This window comes from Acetobacterium paludosum (assembly GCF_008086595.1).
Lineage (GTDB): Bacteria > Bacillota > Clostridia > Eubacteriales > Eubacteriaceae > Acetobacterium > Acetobacterium paludosum.
This window is the reverse complement of record NZ_RXYA01000009.1, coordinates 136813-153965: the sequence shown is the minus strand read 5'-3', so window position 1 is coordinate 153965 and position 17153 is coordinate 136813. Positions and strand designations below refer to the sequence as shown.

The window sequence follows — 17153 nt, the reverse complement described above, 5'->3', positions numbered from 1 at the left end:
ATAGTTATGTTTGGAGGGCTTAATGGAGGATACATTTTCGACTTATCATCCGATTATCAGTTTTAGTTATTTTTGTGTTGTTTTAATAATTAGCATGTTTTTTATTCATCCGGTTGTATTGGGAATCTCATTATTTTCAGCGATTACCTATTCTGTTTTGCTGCTGGGATGGAAGAAATCCCTGAAATTTAATTTTCTGTTTATGCTGCCGATGCTGATAATCGTCGCATTAATTAACCCAATGTTTAATCATGCGGGAGTCACGATCCTGTTTTATCTGAATAATGGCAATCCGGTGACGTTGGAATCAATTATCTACGGAATTGTTTTGGCTGTGATGTTGGTAATTGTGATTATATGGTTTTCCTGTTACAACAAGATTATGACATCTGATAAGTTTATCTATCTCTTTGGGAGAATTATACCGGCTCTTTCGCTAATATTCTCAATGGTTCTTCGGTTTGTGCCAAAATTTAAAGCCCAGTTGAAAGTGATCAGCAATGGACAAAAATGTATTGGCAGAGATGTATCAAACGGAAATATCATTGCGCGAGCAAGGCATGGTGTCACGATTTTATCCATTATGATTACCTGGGCTTTGGAAAATGCGATTGAAACGGCAGACAGTATGAAAGCCAGAGGATATGGATTAAAGGGACGAACGGCTTTTTCCTTATATCGATTTGATAAACGAGACGGCATATTATTGATAATCATGGCTTTATTGGTAGTTGTATTTTGGGGTGGAGCGTTATCAGGAAATATTTTTGCTCAGTATAATCCAATCATTATCGTTAACGGCGTGGCGCCGTTAACAATTGGTAGTCTGATCACCTATACATCACTGCTTCTTTTTTGCCTGATACCGATATTTGTTGATGCTTTTTATGAACTGAAATGGCTTGAGATGAGAAGAAGCTTTCCATTGAAAGGTGCTGTGGCGGTTGAGAATTTCATGTTGGGTGAATATAAAGAAAAATTGAAGGAGGATTTGGTAATTAATAAAAATTGCTGAAACAGAGATGACAGAATTAATCGTTAGAAACATGAATTTCACTTATCCGGAGATGGATAAACCGGCATTAAAAAATATTAATTTAGAAATAGAAGATGGCGATTTTGTTGTATTCTGCGGAAAAAGCGGTTGTGGAAAGACCACCCTGCTCAGACATTTTAAACCAGTTTTAACTCCTTTTGGCCGTCTCGAAGGTGAGATTCTATACCGGGAAAACAGTATAAAAAATTTGGATTTAAAAACACAGAGTCAGGAAATCGGTTATGTGCTTCAAAGTCCTGAAAATCAGATTGTGACGGATAAGGTGTGGCATGAATTGGCATTTGGCCTTGAGAGTCTGGGCTATGATTCGGCAACGATTCGGCTGCGGGTTGCGGAAATGGCATCTTATTTCGGAATACAAGCCTGGTTCAAACGTAACGTCGTGGAATTATCCGGAGGACAGAAACAATTATTGAATCTGGCTTCTATTATGGCGATGCATCCCTCAATTTTAATTCTGGATGAACCAACGTCGCAACTGGACCCCATTGCCGCCTCCGATTTTTTAGAAACAGTCAGGAAAATAAATCGAGATTTAGGGACAACCATTATTATGACAGAACATCGATTGGAGGATGTTCTGCCAGCGGCAGATAAAGTTTTTGTAATGGATGAGGGAGCGATTATCGCTTGGGGAACACCACAGGCAATTGGAAAGCAATTGAAAAGTTTGGGTCATGACATGTTTTTATCGATGCCGGCGCCGATGCAAATTTATGCCGGGGTTGATTCAGAATTATCCTGTCCACTGACGGTCAGAGAGGGAAGAAAATGGCTTAGTACACTTTTTCCGGAAAAAGATGGGGTGAGACAGCGAATCCCTTTGGAGATGACGGATGATAAAAAAGAAGAGTTGGCAGTCGAAATAAAAGACACCTGGTTTCGCTATGAAAAAAATCTGCCGGATGTGGTAAAGGATCTGACACTGTCCATAAAGAAAGGCGAGCTTTATTGTATTGTCGGAGGAAACGGCACAGGAAAAACAACGACAATTTCTTTGATTGCTGGAATCAATAAACCATATCGGGGGAAAATATATTTAAATGGAAAAGATGTTCGAAAATATTCTGATAAAGAATTGTTTAACAATAATCTGGGCGTATTGCCACAAAACCCGCAAAGTTTATTTGTCAAAAAAACGGTTGAATTAGATTTGTATGAGGTGATTGGCGGCAAAAACAATAAACGGATGGAAGGTGTCGATTCGGAGATTACAAAAAAAATAGCGGTAGAAAAAATGGCTCAGCTTTTTCATATTGAACAGCTTATGACTCAGCATCCTTATGATTTGAGCGGCGGAGAACAACAACGGTTGGCACTGGCAAAGATAATGCTGTTAAAACCACAGATCTTACTTTTAGATGAACCGACAAAAGGGTTGGATAATAATTTCAAACAGGAATTGGGAGAAATTCTAAAAAAACTTCAGGAGCATGGCGTGACGGTTATTATGGTTTCCCATGATATTGAATTTTGTGCATTATATGGTGATCGATGCGGTTTGTTTTTCGAAGGCAATATCGTGACAAGTAATACTCCGAGAGCGTTCTTTTCCGGAAACAGTTTTTATACAACAGCCGCTAACCGAATGTCCCGGCATGTGTTTGAAAATGCCATTACCGTGAAGGATGTGATTAAATGTTGTCAAATGAGTCATTAGATGAATTCTTGGAGGGGTTTTTAAACACATCTGTGAAAAAAAACGATCAACAACATAAACAAAGGAAAATAGAACCGGAAGAAGTAACAGTAAGAGCAGAAGCAGAAGTAATAAATGACGATGTGGAAAAGATTGCCGAAAATGATGATCGAGCAAAAAATAATAAATTGGGAAAACGAACATGGATGGCAATCATTATGATATTTGTTATGATTCCATTAACCATTTGTTTTGGGATACTCATCGGGGATCGTAAGTATTATTTTATCAGCATGGCGATTATTGTTTATACCATGATTCCCTTTTTCATGGTTTTTGAAGGGCGAAAACCACAGGCCCGGGAATTAATCGTCATTGCGGTTTTGGCGGCGATTGGTGTGGCGGGACGGGCCGCTTTTTTTATGTTGCCCCAGTTTAAACCGGTTGTTGCAATTGTCATTATTGCAGGCATTAGTTTTGGAGCAGAATCCGGTTTCTTTGTTGGAGCAATGACCGGCTTTGTATCTAATTTCTTTTTTGGCCAGGGCCCGTGGACGCCCTGGCAGATGTTTGCTTTTGGGATTATTGGATTTTTGGCCGGAATTCTTTATAAAAAAGGATTATTGAAGAGTACAAAATATCAGTTGTGCATTTATGGATTTTTGGCAACATTTTTTATTTATGGTGGACTTTTGAATATGGCCTCGTTGTTTATGTATTCCAGTATAATTACCTGGCCTTCGGTTTTGGCCATTTATATATCCGGTGCACCGTTTGATTTGATTCATGCTGTGTCAACGGTATTTTTCCTTTTTATTGCTTCACGCGCAATGATCGAAAAACTGGAAAGAATCAAAAAAAAATATGGTTTAATCGAACGTTAGTAGAAATGATATTACGATTGGAAGAATTTTGGAGAGTTCTTCTTTTGAAATGGAGAAAAGGTAAATGGAAAATCGAAGTAAGGCTTTAAATACCCCCAAAACGCAGGTCTGGCATGCGAATCAAAGGATGAAGAATAATGAAGTTTTTAATCGCACGACTGCAAAAATGTTTAAGGATAAAAAAGTTGTGGTGCAGGAACCATATACTAAGATTGGCTACGGTGCCTTTGAAAATATTACAAAAGTGAGAAGAATTTTTTTATCAGACAGCGTAACTTTTATTGGAAATGATGCTTTTAAGGGCTGCACGATGCTGAATACAATAGAGATATCAAATAATATCTGGAGAATCGGAAAGTGCGCATTTTATGAGTGCTTAAGATTGAAATCCGTGCAGATTCCCAATAAGGTGAAGCGAATAGAGGAAAAAACGTTTAAAAAGTGCCGATCATTAAAAAATGTTTCTCTGCATGATACAATTGAATATATCGGGGATAGTGCCTTTATTGAATGTGAAGCGTTGGAAACAATTGCGTTGCCTCTAAAACTGGAAGAGATTAATTTTCGGGCGTTCTACGGCTGCAAGAATTTAACAGAAGTAAAATTACCGGTGAATCTAAAAAAAATTGGCCGGGAAGCTTTTTACAATTGCGGTTTCTCGGCAATCGAATTGAATGAGTCATTAGAAATAATTGATGAAAGTTCTTTTTCAAAATGCAAAAGCTTAACAGAAATTGTTATGCCAAAGAGTTTGAAGCGAATTGAAAAATGGGCTTTTCACGGGTGCTCAAAACTTGAAAAAGTAATTTTTTATCATGATCCGGAATATTTAGGAGATTGGATTTTTAATCGAAACGATGTTACGGTGCATTGTAAGGAAGGCTCATTGGTTGATCAGTTTTGTCAGAAATTTAAATATGAAACGAAGTATATATAAAAATTAGAAATTATTTATTGGGATGAGTAGCTGAGGGAGTGAAGAGGGGATTATGACAGACGCAACAGAATATGTAAACACTCAGAATGAAATGGAAAAGACCCTTGATAAGGCAAATGTAAAACCTTATATCCAAGGGAAAATTAAAATTAAGGATGCCTATCATGTGATTGGGTCAGGAGCTTTCGAAAATAAGACCAGTCTAAAAAAATTGATTTTACCGGAAGGTTTAATAAAAATTGATAAGAATGCTTTTAAAGGATGTGCCTCCCTTCGGGTCCTAGATGTACCGATTACTGTGAAAGAGATAGGAGAAGCGGCTTGTATGGGGTGTGCAAATTTATCGATGATTGAAATTCCGGACGGAATACAAAAAATTCCGGTAAGAGCCTTTAAAAACTGTTTATCTTTGGAGCAGATTGTAATTTCTAAAGAGAGTCAATTAAAAACAATCGGTGAAAGCGCATTTGAAAGTTGTGAGCATTTAAAATCGATCGCGATTCCCGCTAATATTAAAAGAATTGAAAAAAGGACTTTTTATAAAACAAAGGAACTCAATTATTTTCATTTCCCTGAAAGTCTGGAATTTATTGGTAATCAGGCATTTTATTTTTCAGGACTCGAGGGGAAAATCAGACTACCTGATGGCGTGATTGAGATTGGGGAAAGTGCGTTTCATCGCTGTAAAAATCTGACCGAAGTGTTTATTCCAAGGAGTGTTAAACATATTAAAAAATGGGCTTTTCATGGTTGCTTAAAACTTAAATATGTGAGTATTTTTCACGAACCTGATTTTATAGGCGAGTGGATTATTAATAAAAATGATACCACCATTCGTTGTACAAAAGGATCAATGGTTGATGATTATTGTAAAAAAAACGAATTCAAAGCTGAATATGTGTAGAATCATTAAGCTAATTTAGTGCCGATAACAAGCCGGATATAAGGTTTTAAATTGACAATTTCCTCAGGAATGGATAAAATTGAATGATTAAGAAATAATGGTGATTAACAAGAATGAAAAATTATTCCGTTTTATATGCAATATTAGCCGCTGTCCTTTTTGGTTTCAATGCGCCCATTTCCAAGCTGCTGATCAATGAATTAAACCCGCTTTTTTTAGCGGCATTGCTCTATCTCGGTGCGGGAATCGGAATGACGGTGCTTACTTTTTTTAACCAAAACCGCAAACTTGAATCAAAAGAAGCCAGACTGACAAAGAATGAAATGCCCTATGTCATGCTGATGATTTCACTGGACATTGCCGCCGCTATTTTTTTATTGCTCGGTATCAGCATGACCAACTCAAGTACGGCAGCGCTTTTGATAACCTTTGAAATAGCGGCAACCGCAATCATCGCCATGATCATTTTCCATGAGGCCATCGGGAAACGGCTTTGGATTGCCATTGGTTTTATTTCTCTGGCAAGCATCCTGTTAACCATTACCGATGCGTCATCAATCCGGGTGTCTTTTGGGTCCGTTCTGGTTCTGCTTGCCTGTATATGCTGGGGTTTTGAAAATAACTGTACCCGAAAAATTTCCATTAAAGATCCACTTCAGATTGTTATTTTAAAAGGTTTCGGGTCAGGACTCGGCGCTTTGTTCATCGCCTTTTTCTGGGGGGAATTGTCCGGCTCATTGCTTTCAATTGTTTTGGCCCTGATGCTCGGTTTTGTTGCCTATGGTCTCAGTATTTACTTTTATGTAAAAGCCCAGCGCGATTTAGGTGCTGCCAGGACCAGTGCTTATTATGCAATCTCGCCCTTTATAGGGGTGCTGATTTCATGGCTGGTATGGAGAGAACCGATTACGATTTCGTTTCTGATTGCTTTGGGGATTATGGTTATGGGGAGCTGGCTTGGCCTATCGGAGAATCATGAGCATGTTCATATTCATAACCGGGAAACCCATGAACACAAGCATAACCACGACGACCTGCATCATCAGCATGATGATCCGCCTTTAAAAGACGTTGAACATTGTCATGTTCATACCCATGAACAGATGGAACACGACCATTCTCATCTACCGGATATCCATCATCGCCATGATCATTAAACGGTTTAGTGATCAAAAGAGACATGTTTTTGAATAACGGCTTTAAGCTCAGCGATCCCTTCGCCGGTAAAAGCACTGACTGGTAAAATATTGTTTGGCTGGATACCCGCATATGTCAGATAACGTTGACTTCGCTTCACGTCACAGTGCTTGAGATCGATCTTGGTAATGACACCAATCACCGGGATGTTGTAGGTGTAGACAAAATTGGGGGGGACTGAGTTTTGCTGATCGGTGCCGGAATTGATAAGAATAATCAGCCCCGAGTCACAGGTCACGTTGATGGCCTGAGGACGAAAACAGGGTAATTCAATAAATTCACCGGGGGTATCAATAAAATGTTCGGAGTAATTGACCTGCTGGGTTTTGCCATAGGCAATAAATTCATTGGTCAGTCGTTGACATAATGTGGTTTTGCCACTGCAGATCCGTCCGATGAGTGCGATCCGGTTCTTATTAGTTGCCATAAAAATCCTCCTATCGTATTCCTTCAAAAAAATAAAAAAACCTTTTCAAAAAAAGGTTTACAAATACTGTGATGTTTCATGATGCCTTCAACCCTAGGGTTCTGAAGGACGTTATTTCGCGATGTTGATCACAATTTGCAGCCTTCTTTGAAGCTTCAAACAGATATTACTTTTACAAAAATATCCTGACTCGAAGGGACATTTAGTATTCAGCCTTCTCGGTTAACCCAATGACTGAATACGTCCATATTCTTCTTACAGTAGCAAAGAAACTGTCGCAGATTTGCACTGCGTTCCTTCTGTAAAAGTCTTTTCTGCTACGATCATAAACTAAAATTGCTGATTAATCAAGCTGTTTTCTGTATAAGGAAGACTGGATAAAATCTGCCTCCTTAGCGAGAAATTCGAGAGCTCTGTATATTTGATGCAAATCAAAATTAGGTTGTTCGATAAATTTTTTAGAAAGCGCGTATGTAGCAAGTTTTGAGGTAGGGAAGATCACTCTGCCATAAATTATTCGTAATAGATTGGCATCTAGGTCAAAATCAAACTTATACTTTTGGGAAATATCCTTTTCGCAAAGACGGCAGGGCCTTCTATACGAATACGATTCTGTCCGGAATTTACGATGAAGATAATCAGTTCAAGGAACTGCTGGGGGTGACCCGGGATAACACTGAAAATGTGAAACTGCAGGACGAAGTTCTGAAACTTTCGGAAATCGACAAACTGACCCAGCTATGCAACCGGACTGAACCTGGCGGAATTAGGAATTTAAGTTGATCGGCAGGGTCATATTGAAGTCGCTGGGACGCTTGAAACCAGTGTAAAAGGGATTTATGCAGTTGGCGATCTGAGTCCGTCCACCTTGGGTTAATGGCTGAAGTGCTTGGAGATGTGATCCACCCTCATCCGACGCTGTCCGAAGCCATTATGGAGGCCCTTCACGATGTTCACGGGAAATCAATTAATAAAGTTTTAGGCTAACAAGAAAATAACATAACAGGGTAAAAAACGGAGACTGTAAATTTAACGGCCTCCGTTTTTTTAATTATTTAATGGCGATATTTCAAAAAAAGAAGTCGTATAAAAAAGGCTTGACAAAACTAAATAATGGGTATATCATAATCATATTCTTATATAAGTATATGATTATAGAAACTAGCTATTTAGTACAGAGAGGTTTAAATGAAGAAGCTCACCAGTGTTTTTCAATTGTTATCAGATGAAACAAGACTGCGAATTATTTTATTGCTTGCACAAGACGAGTTATGTGTCTGTGAACTCAGTAAAAATTTAGGGGTATCGCAACCGACCATTTCTAAAAATCTGACAAAATTAAAAGACCTCGACCTCGTTATAGCAGTAAGAAGAGAAAAATTTATTTCTTATCGATTAAAAACAGAAAATTATATTTTAGCATATACCGTGGATGAGATTTTAAAAAATATTGAAGTCTATCCGCAGCTGGTTCTGGATCAGAAACAGTTAGTGGATAATCGAGGAAGCTTAATTCAATGCTGTTCGAAAAACAAAGAAAACGTTAATAAAGGTATAAAAAATGATTGACTGCTAAAAAGCAGGTTTATAGAAAATACGATTGTGGAGGTTTTAAAATGAAAAACACCTATATTAAGCCACCTGAAAAAATCCCGTTTTTGATTAGAATGGGATTGGCCATAGCTAAAAAAGAAACCGGTAAAGACCTGATGCCGGCCCGTCTTTTAGCGTGGTATCCAAGAGCAGCGATCGGTTCCGGAGTACTGGAAATGATGACTGCAAAAGGAAAAAATGATCAGGAGCGGCGGCTGCTTAATCTCGTCAGGCTTCAGGCATCGCTGATCTGTTCTTGTGCCTTTTGTATTGATATGAATGCGGCTGGCATTGAAAAGAATGGGATCACCGATGCTGAACTGCTGGTGCTGCAAGGAAAATGTGAGGTGCAGTCGGTTCAGACATTCAGTCTGCGTGAATTGCTGGCGCTGGAGTATGCCGTCAGCCTGTCTAGTACACCGCCAGATTTTACGGATAAATTTATTAAAAATCTGACCAGTGAATTTACGGAAAAAGAAATCGTGATGTTGGCAAGCACCATTGCAAGTGTCAATTATTGGGCCAGATTGAATCAGGGTTTGGGAATCCCGCCAGCCGGATTCAGCGAACAATGCCTACTCTATCACAAATCGGAATAAACGGTCTACATTAGATCATTCCAGTTGCTGAAAAAAATATCAGCGTAAAAAACACCTGCTTATTTCGGAGGTGCTTGGATTTACAATGCTTAAGATAATTATAAAAGTATAATTTGATAAATAATACAACTTAAGTGAAATCGAGGAAATAGAGGTTCGACAAATCATATGAAAAAACCAACAATTTTACAGTTTGCTAAAACTGCTTTATATATTGGCATTACTGGATATGGCGGTCCGGCTATACTTGGGCATATGAAAAAGATACTGGTAAATGAAAAGGAATGGGTCGAAGAAGAAGATTTCATGAACAGCCTAAGCCTCGCTGATATTCTACCTGGAGCCACCGGGGTAACGCTTTTAGGCTATCTTGGCTATAAAATCAAAGGAATAAGTGGATTGCTCCTGGGAGCAGGTCTCTTTGTGTTGCCGTCGTTTCTGTTTACCACTATCCTGGCGCAATTCTACTTTAGCTATAATAGTCTCGGTTTTGTACAGAAAATATTTGCCGGGCTTGGTGCTTTGGTTGTGGCTTTGCTTATAAACGCACTTATTAGTTTAAGCAAACCGGTTTTGGGAAAATCCGGGAAATATGGTTACCTAAAAGCATTAACCATTGCTCTTCTTGCTTTTCTTTTGGAATATTTTGCAGGAATCAGTGCTACCTATATTTATCTCTTATCCGGTTTTCTTGGTTTCATGTTGTATTATTTCAGTAAAGATGTTGATGTTGCTCCCGAGACCAGGAAAGATCGCGAAGAGCGTAAAATGGGGAAAATCACATTAAAGAGCATCCTGACATCACACTTTACTTATCTGTTATTTGCATTGGTCGTGATGGGGACAATGTTGTGGTATTTTATTCCCGGAGCGGGGCAACTAATTTCTTCTTTTACACACATGGGTACGCTTGCTTTAGGATCGGGCATGTCCATTATCCCATTGATGAAATCTATTGCTGTTGATCAAAACAATTGGGTTACCCTGAAACAATTCCAGGATGGAATTGCGATCGGTCAGATTACTCCCGGGCCAGTACTGATTACGGCCGCCTTTATTGGCTATAAGGTGATGGGTTGGCTTGGAGCTTTTATTGCCACGGTATCGATTTTTCTGCCGTCACTAGTATTCATAGTGATTTTGGGAGGGTTTCATGAAAAAATTAAACATCTTAAAGCGGTTAAGGTGGTAATTAAAGGATTTTTGGCTGGATTTATCGGTGTTATCGCAGCGATTGCTTTGCAATTTGGTGTCAAGTCACTGATCAACTGGCAGACATGGGCCATCTTTCTTGTATCACTCTTCTTGATAACTAAGTTTAAGAAGAGTGTAATCTGGGTTATTCTAGGAACAATTATAGTATCATTTTTAATTATTTAGATTGAAATGATTAAAAAAGAAAACCATCAAAGAAATAGCAAGTGATACGGCCGAAAATATGATTATCTTAAATATAACGGAATGGTGAAAATCGCGCACGATTTTTTATAATAATTTGTGCCGCAAGCGATAGCGGCGGAATGGAGATTTAAAATGGACAGGAAAAAAATAATTCCCATACTTGGGTTAGCCGGTTTTGTTACGATGGCTGATAACTGGGTGGTATCACCCATTCTTCCTTCGATCGCTCAGAATTTGAATGTTAACATCGCGTCGGCGGCCATTATCATTACCGCTTATATGCTGCCATTTGGCTTATTTCAGCTCTTTTATGGTTATTTTGCCGAGCGGTTTGGGAAAAGACAGGTCATTACCTTTTCCATCGCGATGTTTACAATTGCGACGGCATTATGTGCTTTTGCGGTATCGCTTTCAGATCTGATAATCTATCGGGCGTTAACCGGGATGTTTGCCGCGGCGATTATGCCGATTTCAATCGCTTTGATCGGGGATGTCTTTCCCGTTGAAGAAAGGCAGTCGGCGATCGGTTCCTTTATGGGCATGTCTTTTCTTGGCCAGGGACTCAGCATGGCCATTGGCGGTTCAATTGCCTATTTCCTGAATTGGCGAGGTGTGTTTGTCGTTTATGCAGGGCTGGCAGTTCTTTCATCGATACTTTTATTTACTATCGGTAAAAATATCCCATCAACTAAAAACAAAGAGAGCAAGGTTTTAACGCCATATCTCAACATCTTGAAAAATCCTTCCAGCGCTATTATTTATGCCCTGGTTATTTTTGAAGGCCTGTTCCTGATCGGATCATTTTCGTACCTTGGTGGTTTTATCAAACAGATTTTCGCGATTAACAATTTTGAGATTGGCATGGTGATGACTGCTTTTGGAATCATGGCGCTCATTGCTGGTCGAAACTCGGGAAAAATTGCGGCTAAAATAGGCCGCAAGAAAACCGTTGTCATTGGGCTCAGTCTGGCATTTACCGCAAACATGCTTTTGATTACGGCCGGTAGTATGCTGCCAGTCGTGGTCATTGCCGTTGGTATAATGGGTTTTGGTTTTATGATGGCCCATTCGACCTTCCTGACCATCGCAACGGAATTTGCCGCAAAAGGACGGGGTTATGCAACATCGCTGGTCGCATTTTTCTTCATGAGCGGCGGCGGTATTGGGACGGCTATTGGCGGGCAAATTGTTTCCGGATCCGGTTATCTCATTTTATTTGCGATTTACGGAGTCGGTATTTTACTGGTAACAATCGGCGCTATTTTAGCAAAAAACAGCTTTAAGCTGCAAAGTCAGGCTCAGGCCCAGACACCGGCTTAAACGCAATTCATGGGGCTGGTTTTGATTGAATCAGCAGCAGCGCGGGTTGCTCGAGGGTGGCTTTGTAGCGATGAAAAAGGAGATGTTCAATACCCGAACACCTCCCTTTTTTCATTTTTTGATAGGATAAAGAAAAAAAGGAGGTGCGCAGCTTTGTGAGGCCTCATTAATTCTGACACAAAAATGACATAAAACAAAGATACAATAATTTACATTATGGCAGATTCTTAAAAATACGAGGGCGGGAGGATAGAAAAAAATATGATTTTATCTGTATGATTGCCTGAAAATGGGGAATACATTGTAATAAAAGATTTGTTCATCAATTGGGCTGATAAATTCAAACAGTTCTTATCTATGAGTAATGTTTATTAACCCGTGATAAATAGTCAACACATCAATATTTTAGAGAGCGAGGTTATAGCAATGAATGTGAACTGGAAAAAAGTGGCAAAATGGTCAAGACTCCTGGTGCTGGTTGGACTCCTACTTTGGATTACCTATGAATCGTATATGCATCAGGCTCTGGGTGGCGGAAAAGCGCCATCGATTCATGCCTTGTGTCCCTATGGGGCCTTGGAAAGCCTTTATACATTGTTCTTGACGGGCAGCTTTATCAAGAAAATTTACACCGGCACAGTCGTGATACTGGTATTGACCGTCGCACTGGCCGTTCTGTTTCGAAGGAGTTTCTGCGGCTTGCTTTGTCCTTTTGGGGCGCTGCAGGAAATATTTGCAAAAATCGGACAGAAACTGTTCAAAAAGCGTTTGATCATTCCTCAAAAGGTTGATCGATTAGCAAGATATCTCAAATATGTTGTTTTAGTCTTTACGGTGGGCATGGCCTGGTATTACGGGACACTCTGGATGGCCCCCTATGACCCCTATGCGGCTTATTCCCATTTATCGGCAATCTCGGGTTCTCTTAAAGAAGACCCCTTGGCGATTATCGGTTTCGCGCTGCTGTTGATCACGATCATCGGTTCCTTCCTGTATGACCGGTTTTTCTGCAAATACCTGTGTCCGGCCGGTGCTTTCTATTCAATCATCGGTAAACTGAGCCCGACGAAAGTGGTCCGTAACGACAGCCTCTGTATTCACTGCAAAAAGTGCGACAAGTCCTGTCCGGTGAACATTGAGATCGAGAAAAAAGAGCAGATCACGACGGTCGAATGCATCAACTGCAATGAATGTGTTCTGGCCTGTCCGAGTAAAGGCGCCTTGGAGGTTCAGGTTGCGAAAAAAACGGTTCACCCGATGGTGATGTTCGTGTTGGTTGTGGGGTTATTCTTTGGAACGATTGTGGTAGCCCAGCTGACCGGAAATTTCGAAATTTTGCCATTATCGGTGGCGCAGGGAGAGGTTCTTCCCGTCTACGAAGTGAAAGGCTACAACACCATTGAAGAAGCAGCAACGCTCACGGGACTGTCCCTGGATGATGTGTATCAGCAACTGGCGATTCCCCAAAGCGTACCCAAGGATACACAATTCAAAAATATTTCAGCACTGGTTCCGGATTATCAATTCGATGTGGCGAAAGCCAATGCCGGTGGAGCTGCCGAGGGAGCAGCTTCGACGGGATCAGCACCCACTAGTGCCATTGATGTCAGTGGCATTAAAGGCTCGATGAGTATTCAGCAGGCAATGGACAGTTTAAACATGAACTCAGCAGATTTCTATGCTCTTTTCAAAATTCCCGAAACCGTGCCGCCGGATACTTTATTAAAAGAGATTTCGACGGTTTCACCGGGATATGATTTTCAGCAGATCAAGGATTCTCTGAAGTAGCATTCACCAACAAAAAAGCTTAAGATCAGTTCATCATTGATTATTTTGGCAGGCAATTGACACACAACGGAACGAATATAATGACCAAAAGAAGTAATATAAAATCGCCTAAAGATCAGATGGTCTTCAGGCGATTTTTAGTTGGTTCCACCTTTGATAAATAGTTTTAAAATAGGATTGGCCAAAAATTTGAAGATAGTTATTGACATATGATTACTATATATTATAATAATTTATAAATAGCATATGTCAATAACGGATTGTTATCAACAGCTAATCAAATTTAAAAAATTATAGAAAAGAGGAATAAAATGGATATCGAAGATGAAAAAAGTCAATTGGTCAATGATTATGCCATCGAAAATTTTAAAAGTGGTTTAAATTGTGCCGAAAGCGTTTATGATGCGTTGCTGCGTGCTGGTGTTTTGGATGTGCCTAAGGAAACAATCGCGATGTGTACCGGTTTTGGCGGCGGCATCGGACTTTGTGGTGAAACCTGTGGGGCACTGTCAGCCGCTGTGATGGCAAACAGTGCGGTTTATGGCAGAAAGGATCCCTGGAGCATTGATGCTGACATTCGGGGACCTGAAGTCGGTCAAAAATATTACCGACGTTATAATAACCTGGTCACAGAATTCGGCGAAACCAATGGCTGTACAACCTGTCGCGCCATCTGTGAGCCGTTTGAAGATTGGAATGGAAAAGACCGACGGGTGCACTGCATGAAAATGGTGGGGACAACGGCCCAATTAGCTTATAAATATCTGCAAATCTCTCAAAATGAAGCGTTCGAGCTGCCATATGGCGAAAAAATGAGTGATAACAAAAAGAAGTAGTCAAAAGAGTTACCTTATCAAAGGGTTAGAAATTCAGTTGATCCGAAGGTGATCAGCGTATAAATATAAAGAAGGTTATCTTTCAGGTTGTTCAGATTAAAAAAAGCGTGACAAGAAAAGAATTAGTTGCTATAATAATAACTAATTGAAAATTAATAAAACAGGTGTCAGCTATAATCGCAAGGATTGCCAAGCTGATGAAAAGGGAAGATGGGTGAAAATCCCACGCGGTCCCGCCGCTGTAAGAGAAGAGTTCCTCCAGGAATGCCACCATTTAGTTGGGAAGGCAGGAGGTAATGTTGATACTCGAGCCAGAAGACCTGCCTGCTTTAATAACTCAAACTCTACGAGAGATGGAGGAGGTTTATTTTTGCGGGCTTTTTTTGCGACCTCTTTGTCTTGTTTAGAGATAAGGAGGTTTTTTTGTGTAAAAAATTTAAAATTAGACTAAGGAGGAAATATGTCAGATGTTTTGGTCATAGCAGGGACAACCGATGCGAAGTCAGTAATTGAAAGACTATTGAAACTGAATGTGGATATCGCCGTTACGGTCACGACCCGGATGGGATGCAGCATGCTGGATGATTATAAGCACGTGACTGTCTACCAGGGCAAACTCAATAAAGAGCGGATCTTAAATTTACTCAACGAAGTACAGCCATGTTGTTTAATTGACGCATCCAACCCGTTTTCAGCAGAAATCACGCGAAATGCACTACATGTGTGTAAAGCAGTCAATATGCCATACATCCGTTTTCAGAGGGAAAAGCTTAATTTTGATGATGACCCAAATGTGACAGTGGTGAAGAATTACGGGGAAGCCGGTGCGAAATTGCGCCACTGCGAAGGAAATATCGTATTAACCCTGGGAAGCAACAAGATCGAGGCTTTTACGAAGATACCGGATTATGAGCAGCGCGTATTTCTAAGAATCCTCCCGGATTGGAAAGTTTTGTGCAAATGTGAAAAGTTGGGCTTTAATCCGAATAATATCATTGCCATCAAAGGGCCTTATAACGAGGCATTGAACATCGAGCTTTTCAAATACTGTCATGCGTCGGTGTTGGTGACGAAGGAAAGCGGCAATATGGGCGGCGTTGTCGATAAAATTAATGCTGCTAAAAAGTTAGGCATGAAGGTTATCTTAGTGGACCGTCTGGAAGAAGAATGTCTGAATAAGACCAGTTCCGTTGAGGAGCTGATGCTGTTTGTCAATCAAGTATGTCAAAATAATAATGAAAAAGGAGCAAAGAAGAAAAAATGAACAGAAAAGAAAAACGTTTTATTGCCGGTGTCGCCGCGATTGCATTGGTCTTCGGAATATCACCGGTGGCAAATGCCATGCATATTATGGAAGGGTATCTGCCACCGACATTCTGCATCATGTGGGGTGCGATCTGTCTGCCATTTCTGATCGCCGGTTATTTATCAATTAAGAAAACAGTCTCGCTGAATCGCAAATCCATCACCATTCTGGCGATGGCGGGGGCCTTTATCTTTGTGCTTTCATCGTTAAAGATTCCGTCGGTAACCGGAAGCTGTTCCCATATGACCGGAACCGGACTGGCGGCAATTTTATTCGGACCCTCCGCGGTCAGCATTCTGGGTATTATTGTATTGATTTTTCAGGCGATTCTGCTGGCCCATGGGGGCTTGACCACGCTTGGGGCCAACACCTTTTCTATGGCAATTGCTGGACCTTTTGTTTCCTATGGCATCTATATTTTGTGCAATAGAATAAAAGTCAATCGAAAGGTCGGTATTTTCCTGGCCGCATCCATTGGCGACTTGTTCACCTACTGTATCACTGCTTTTCAGTTGGCCTTGGCCTATCCGTCTGAAACCGGCGGCGTCGGCGCCTCGGTCATCAAGTTTCTGGCGGTATTTGCCCCAACCCAGTTGCCCCTGGCTATTATCGAAGGGATTCTGACGGTTGTTATTGTGATGGGATTGGAGACCTATGCATCATCGGAATTGACCGATCTGGGATTTCTGGCAGGAGGTGAAAACTAATGTCAAAAACGAAAAAAACAGTGATCGGTTTATTGATAATAGCGGTATTGATTGCCATGGTTCCGTTGTTTATGTTGAAAGGTGCTGAATTCGGCGGCTCGGATGATGCCGGAAGTGTGGAAATTTCCGAGATTACCGGCAGTGAGTATGTGCCTTGGGCCACTCCGGTTATGGAAACCTGGATTGGCGGAGAAATACCGGGCGAAATTGAAAGCCTGCTTTTCTGTGTGCAGACCGGCATCGGCGTGGGTATCCTGGCTTTCTTTATGGGAAGATTTGTGGAAAGAAAGAAGAAAGAGGATAAAGCTGAGAATAAAACAGCTTAGAATTTGATCTTATACTTAATTTAAAAATTAATGAAACAGGTGTCGGTTGTAATCGCATGGATTATAAGCCGGTGAAAAGGGAAGATGGGTGAAAATCCCACGCGGTCCCGCCGCTGTAAGAGAAGAGTTCCTCCGGGAATGCCACCATTTAGTTGGGAAGGCAGGAGGTAATGTTGACGCTTGAGCCAGAAGACCTGCCTGTTTTAATAACTTATACTCTACGAGAGATGGA

At 40.6% G+C, this 17153-nt stretch carries 16 protein-coding genes, 1 pseudogene and 3 riboswitches; of the genes and pseudogenes, 15 read left to right on the top strand and 2 right to left on the bottom strand.

The features are described from left to right. Positions 1-22 precede the first annotated feature (22 nt). From FZC41_RS10755 to FZC41_RS10730, 6 genes are all read left to right on the top strand, one after another. Positions 23-1015 (top strand): energy-coupling factor transporter transmembrane component T, encoded by a 993-nt coding sequence (locus FZC41_RS10755; protein ID WP_186855145.1) that lies wholly within the window; start codon positions 23-25, stop codon positions 1013-1015. 7 nt (positions 1016-1022) lie between these two features. Next, positions 1023-2717 carry an ABC transporter ATP-binding protein gene (locus tag FZC41_RS10750; RefSeq protein WP_148567404.1) on the top strand — a complete coding sequence of 565 codons (1695 nt, stop codon included), beginning with the start codon at positions 1023-1025 and terminating at the stop codon, positions 2715-2717. Further along, positions 2696-3580, top strand: a complete 885-nt coding sequence (locus FZC41_RS10745) for an ECF transporter S component (RefSeq protein WP_205737073.1) — start codon at positions 2696-2698, stop codon at positions 3578-3580. Before FZC41_RS10750 ends, FZC41_RS10745 begins: the two co-directional genes overlap by 22 nt. A 64-nt stretch (positions 3581-3644) precedes the next feature. Further along, positions 3645-4517 (top strand): leucine-rich repeat domain-containing protein, encoded by an 873-nt coding sequence (locus FZC41_RS10740; protein ID WP_148567403.1) that lies wholly within the window; start codon positions 3645-3647, stop codon positions 4515-4517. Between the two features lie 52 nt (positions 4518-4569). After that, a complete protein-coding gene (locus FZC41_RS10735; RefSeq protein ID WP_148567402.1) occupies positions 4570-5421 on the top strand; it encodes a leucine-rich repeat domain-containing protein in 852 nt (283 codons plus the stop codon). A gap of 113 nt (positions 5422-5534) precedes the next feature. Further along, positions 5535-6578 (top strand): DMT family transporter, encoded by a 1044-nt coding sequence (locus tag FZC41_RS10730; protein WP_148567401.1) that lies wholly within the window; start codon positions 5535-5537, stop codon positions 6576-6578. Between the two features lie 5 nt (positions 6579-6583). Here the strand turns inward: FZC41_RS10730 and FZC41_RS10725 are convergent, their stop codons facing one another. Both FZC41_RS10725 and FZC41_RS17905 read right to left on the bottom strand, forming a co-directional pair. Further along, positions 6584-7045 (bottom strand): EutP/PduV family microcompartment system protein, encoded by a 462-nt coding sequence (locus tag FZC41_RS10725; protein WP_148567400.1) that lies wholly within the window; start codon positions 7043-7045, stop codon positions 6584-6586. A 158-nt stretch (positions 7046-7203) separates the two neighbouring features. Then, a riboswitch (cobalamin riboswitch) is annotated at positions 7204-7389 on the bottom strand. A 5-nt stretch (positions 7390-7394) separates the two neighbouring features. After that, positions 7395-7628 (bottom strand): annotated as a pseudogene (locus FZC41_RS17905) (IS1634 family transposase); the annotation flags it as partial. 605 nt (positions 7629-8233) lie between these two features. On the opposite strand from FZC41_RS17905, the gene FZC41_RS10710 reads away from it, so the two are divergent. From FZC41_RS10710 to FZC41_RS10670, 9 genes are all read left to right on the top strand, one after another. Next, on the top strand, positions 8234-8614 hold the full coding sequence (locus tag FZC41_RS10710) for an ArsR/SmtB family transcription factor (protein ID WP_148567399.1): 381 nt from the start codon (positions 8234-8236) through the stop codon (positions 8612-8614). Positions 8615-8661: 47 nt separating this feature from the next. Beyond that, positions 8662-9237 carry a carboxymuconolactone decarboxylase family protein gene (locus tag FZC41_RS10705; RefSeq protein WP_148567398.1) on the top strand — a complete coding sequence of 192 codons (576 nt, stop codon included), beginning with the start codon at positions 8662-8664 and terminating at the stop codon, positions 9235-9237. A gap of 168 nt (positions 9238-9405) precedes the next feature. Continuing rightward, positions 9406-10617, top strand: coding sequence for a chromate efflux transporter (gene chrA, locus FZC41_RS10700; RefSeq protein ID WP_148567397.1), 1212 nt, complete (start codon positions 9406-9408; stop codon positions 10615-10617). Positions 10618-10770: 153 nt separating this feature from the next. Further along, positions 10771-11958 (top strand): MFS transporter, encoded by a 1188-nt coding sequence (locus FZC41_RS10695; protein ID WP_148567396.1) that lies wholly within the window; start codon positions 10771-10773, stop codon positions 11956-11958. Positions 11959-12384: 426 nt separating this feature from the next. Next, entirely contained in the window at positions 12385-13746 is a 1362-nt protein-coding gene (locus FZC41_RS10690) for a 4Fe-4S binding protein (RefSeq protein WP_186855144.1), read from the top strand. A gap of 311 nt (positions 13747-14057) precedes the next feature. Further along, the gene (locus tag FZC41_RS10685) at positions 14058-14582 is read left to right on the top strand and encodes a C-GCAxxG-C-C family protein (RefSeq protein WP_148567395.1); all 525 of its coding nucleotides are present in this window, start codon (positions 14058-14060) and stop codon (positions 14580-14582) included. A 145-nt stretch (positions 14583-14727) separates the two neighbouring features. Then, positions 14728-14924, top strand: a riboswitch (cobalamin riboswitch). Positions 14925-15042: 118 nt separating this feature from the next. Beyond that, positions 15043-15846 carry a precorrin-6A reductase gene (gene cobK, locus FZC41_RS10680; protein WP_148567394.1) on the top strand — a complete coding sequence of 268 codons (804 nt, stop codon included), beginning with the start codon at positions 15043-15045 and terminating at the stop codon, positions 15844-15846. Beyond that, the gene (locus FZC41_RS10675; protein WP_148567393.1) at positions 15843-16595 is read left to right on the top strand and encodes an energy-coupling factor ABC transporter permease; all 753 of its coding nucleotides are present in this window, start codon (positions 15843-15845) and stop codon (positions 16593-16595) included. The genes cobK and FZC41_RS10675 overlap by 4 nt, the downstream gene beginning before the upstream one ends. Continuing rightward, complete coding sequence (locus FZC41_RS10670; protein ID WP_148567392.1) at positions 16595-16921, top strand: energy-coupling factor ABC transporter substrate-binding protein; 327 nt, start codon at positions 16595-16597, stop codon at positions 16919-16921. Before FZC41_RS10675 ends, FZC41_RS10670 begins: the two co-directional genes overlap by 1 nt. A 20-nt stretch (positions 16922-16941) precedes the next feature. Continuing rightward, positions 16942-17137: riboswitch (cobalamin riboswitch) on the top strand. Positions 17138-17153 lie beyond the last annotated feature (16 nt).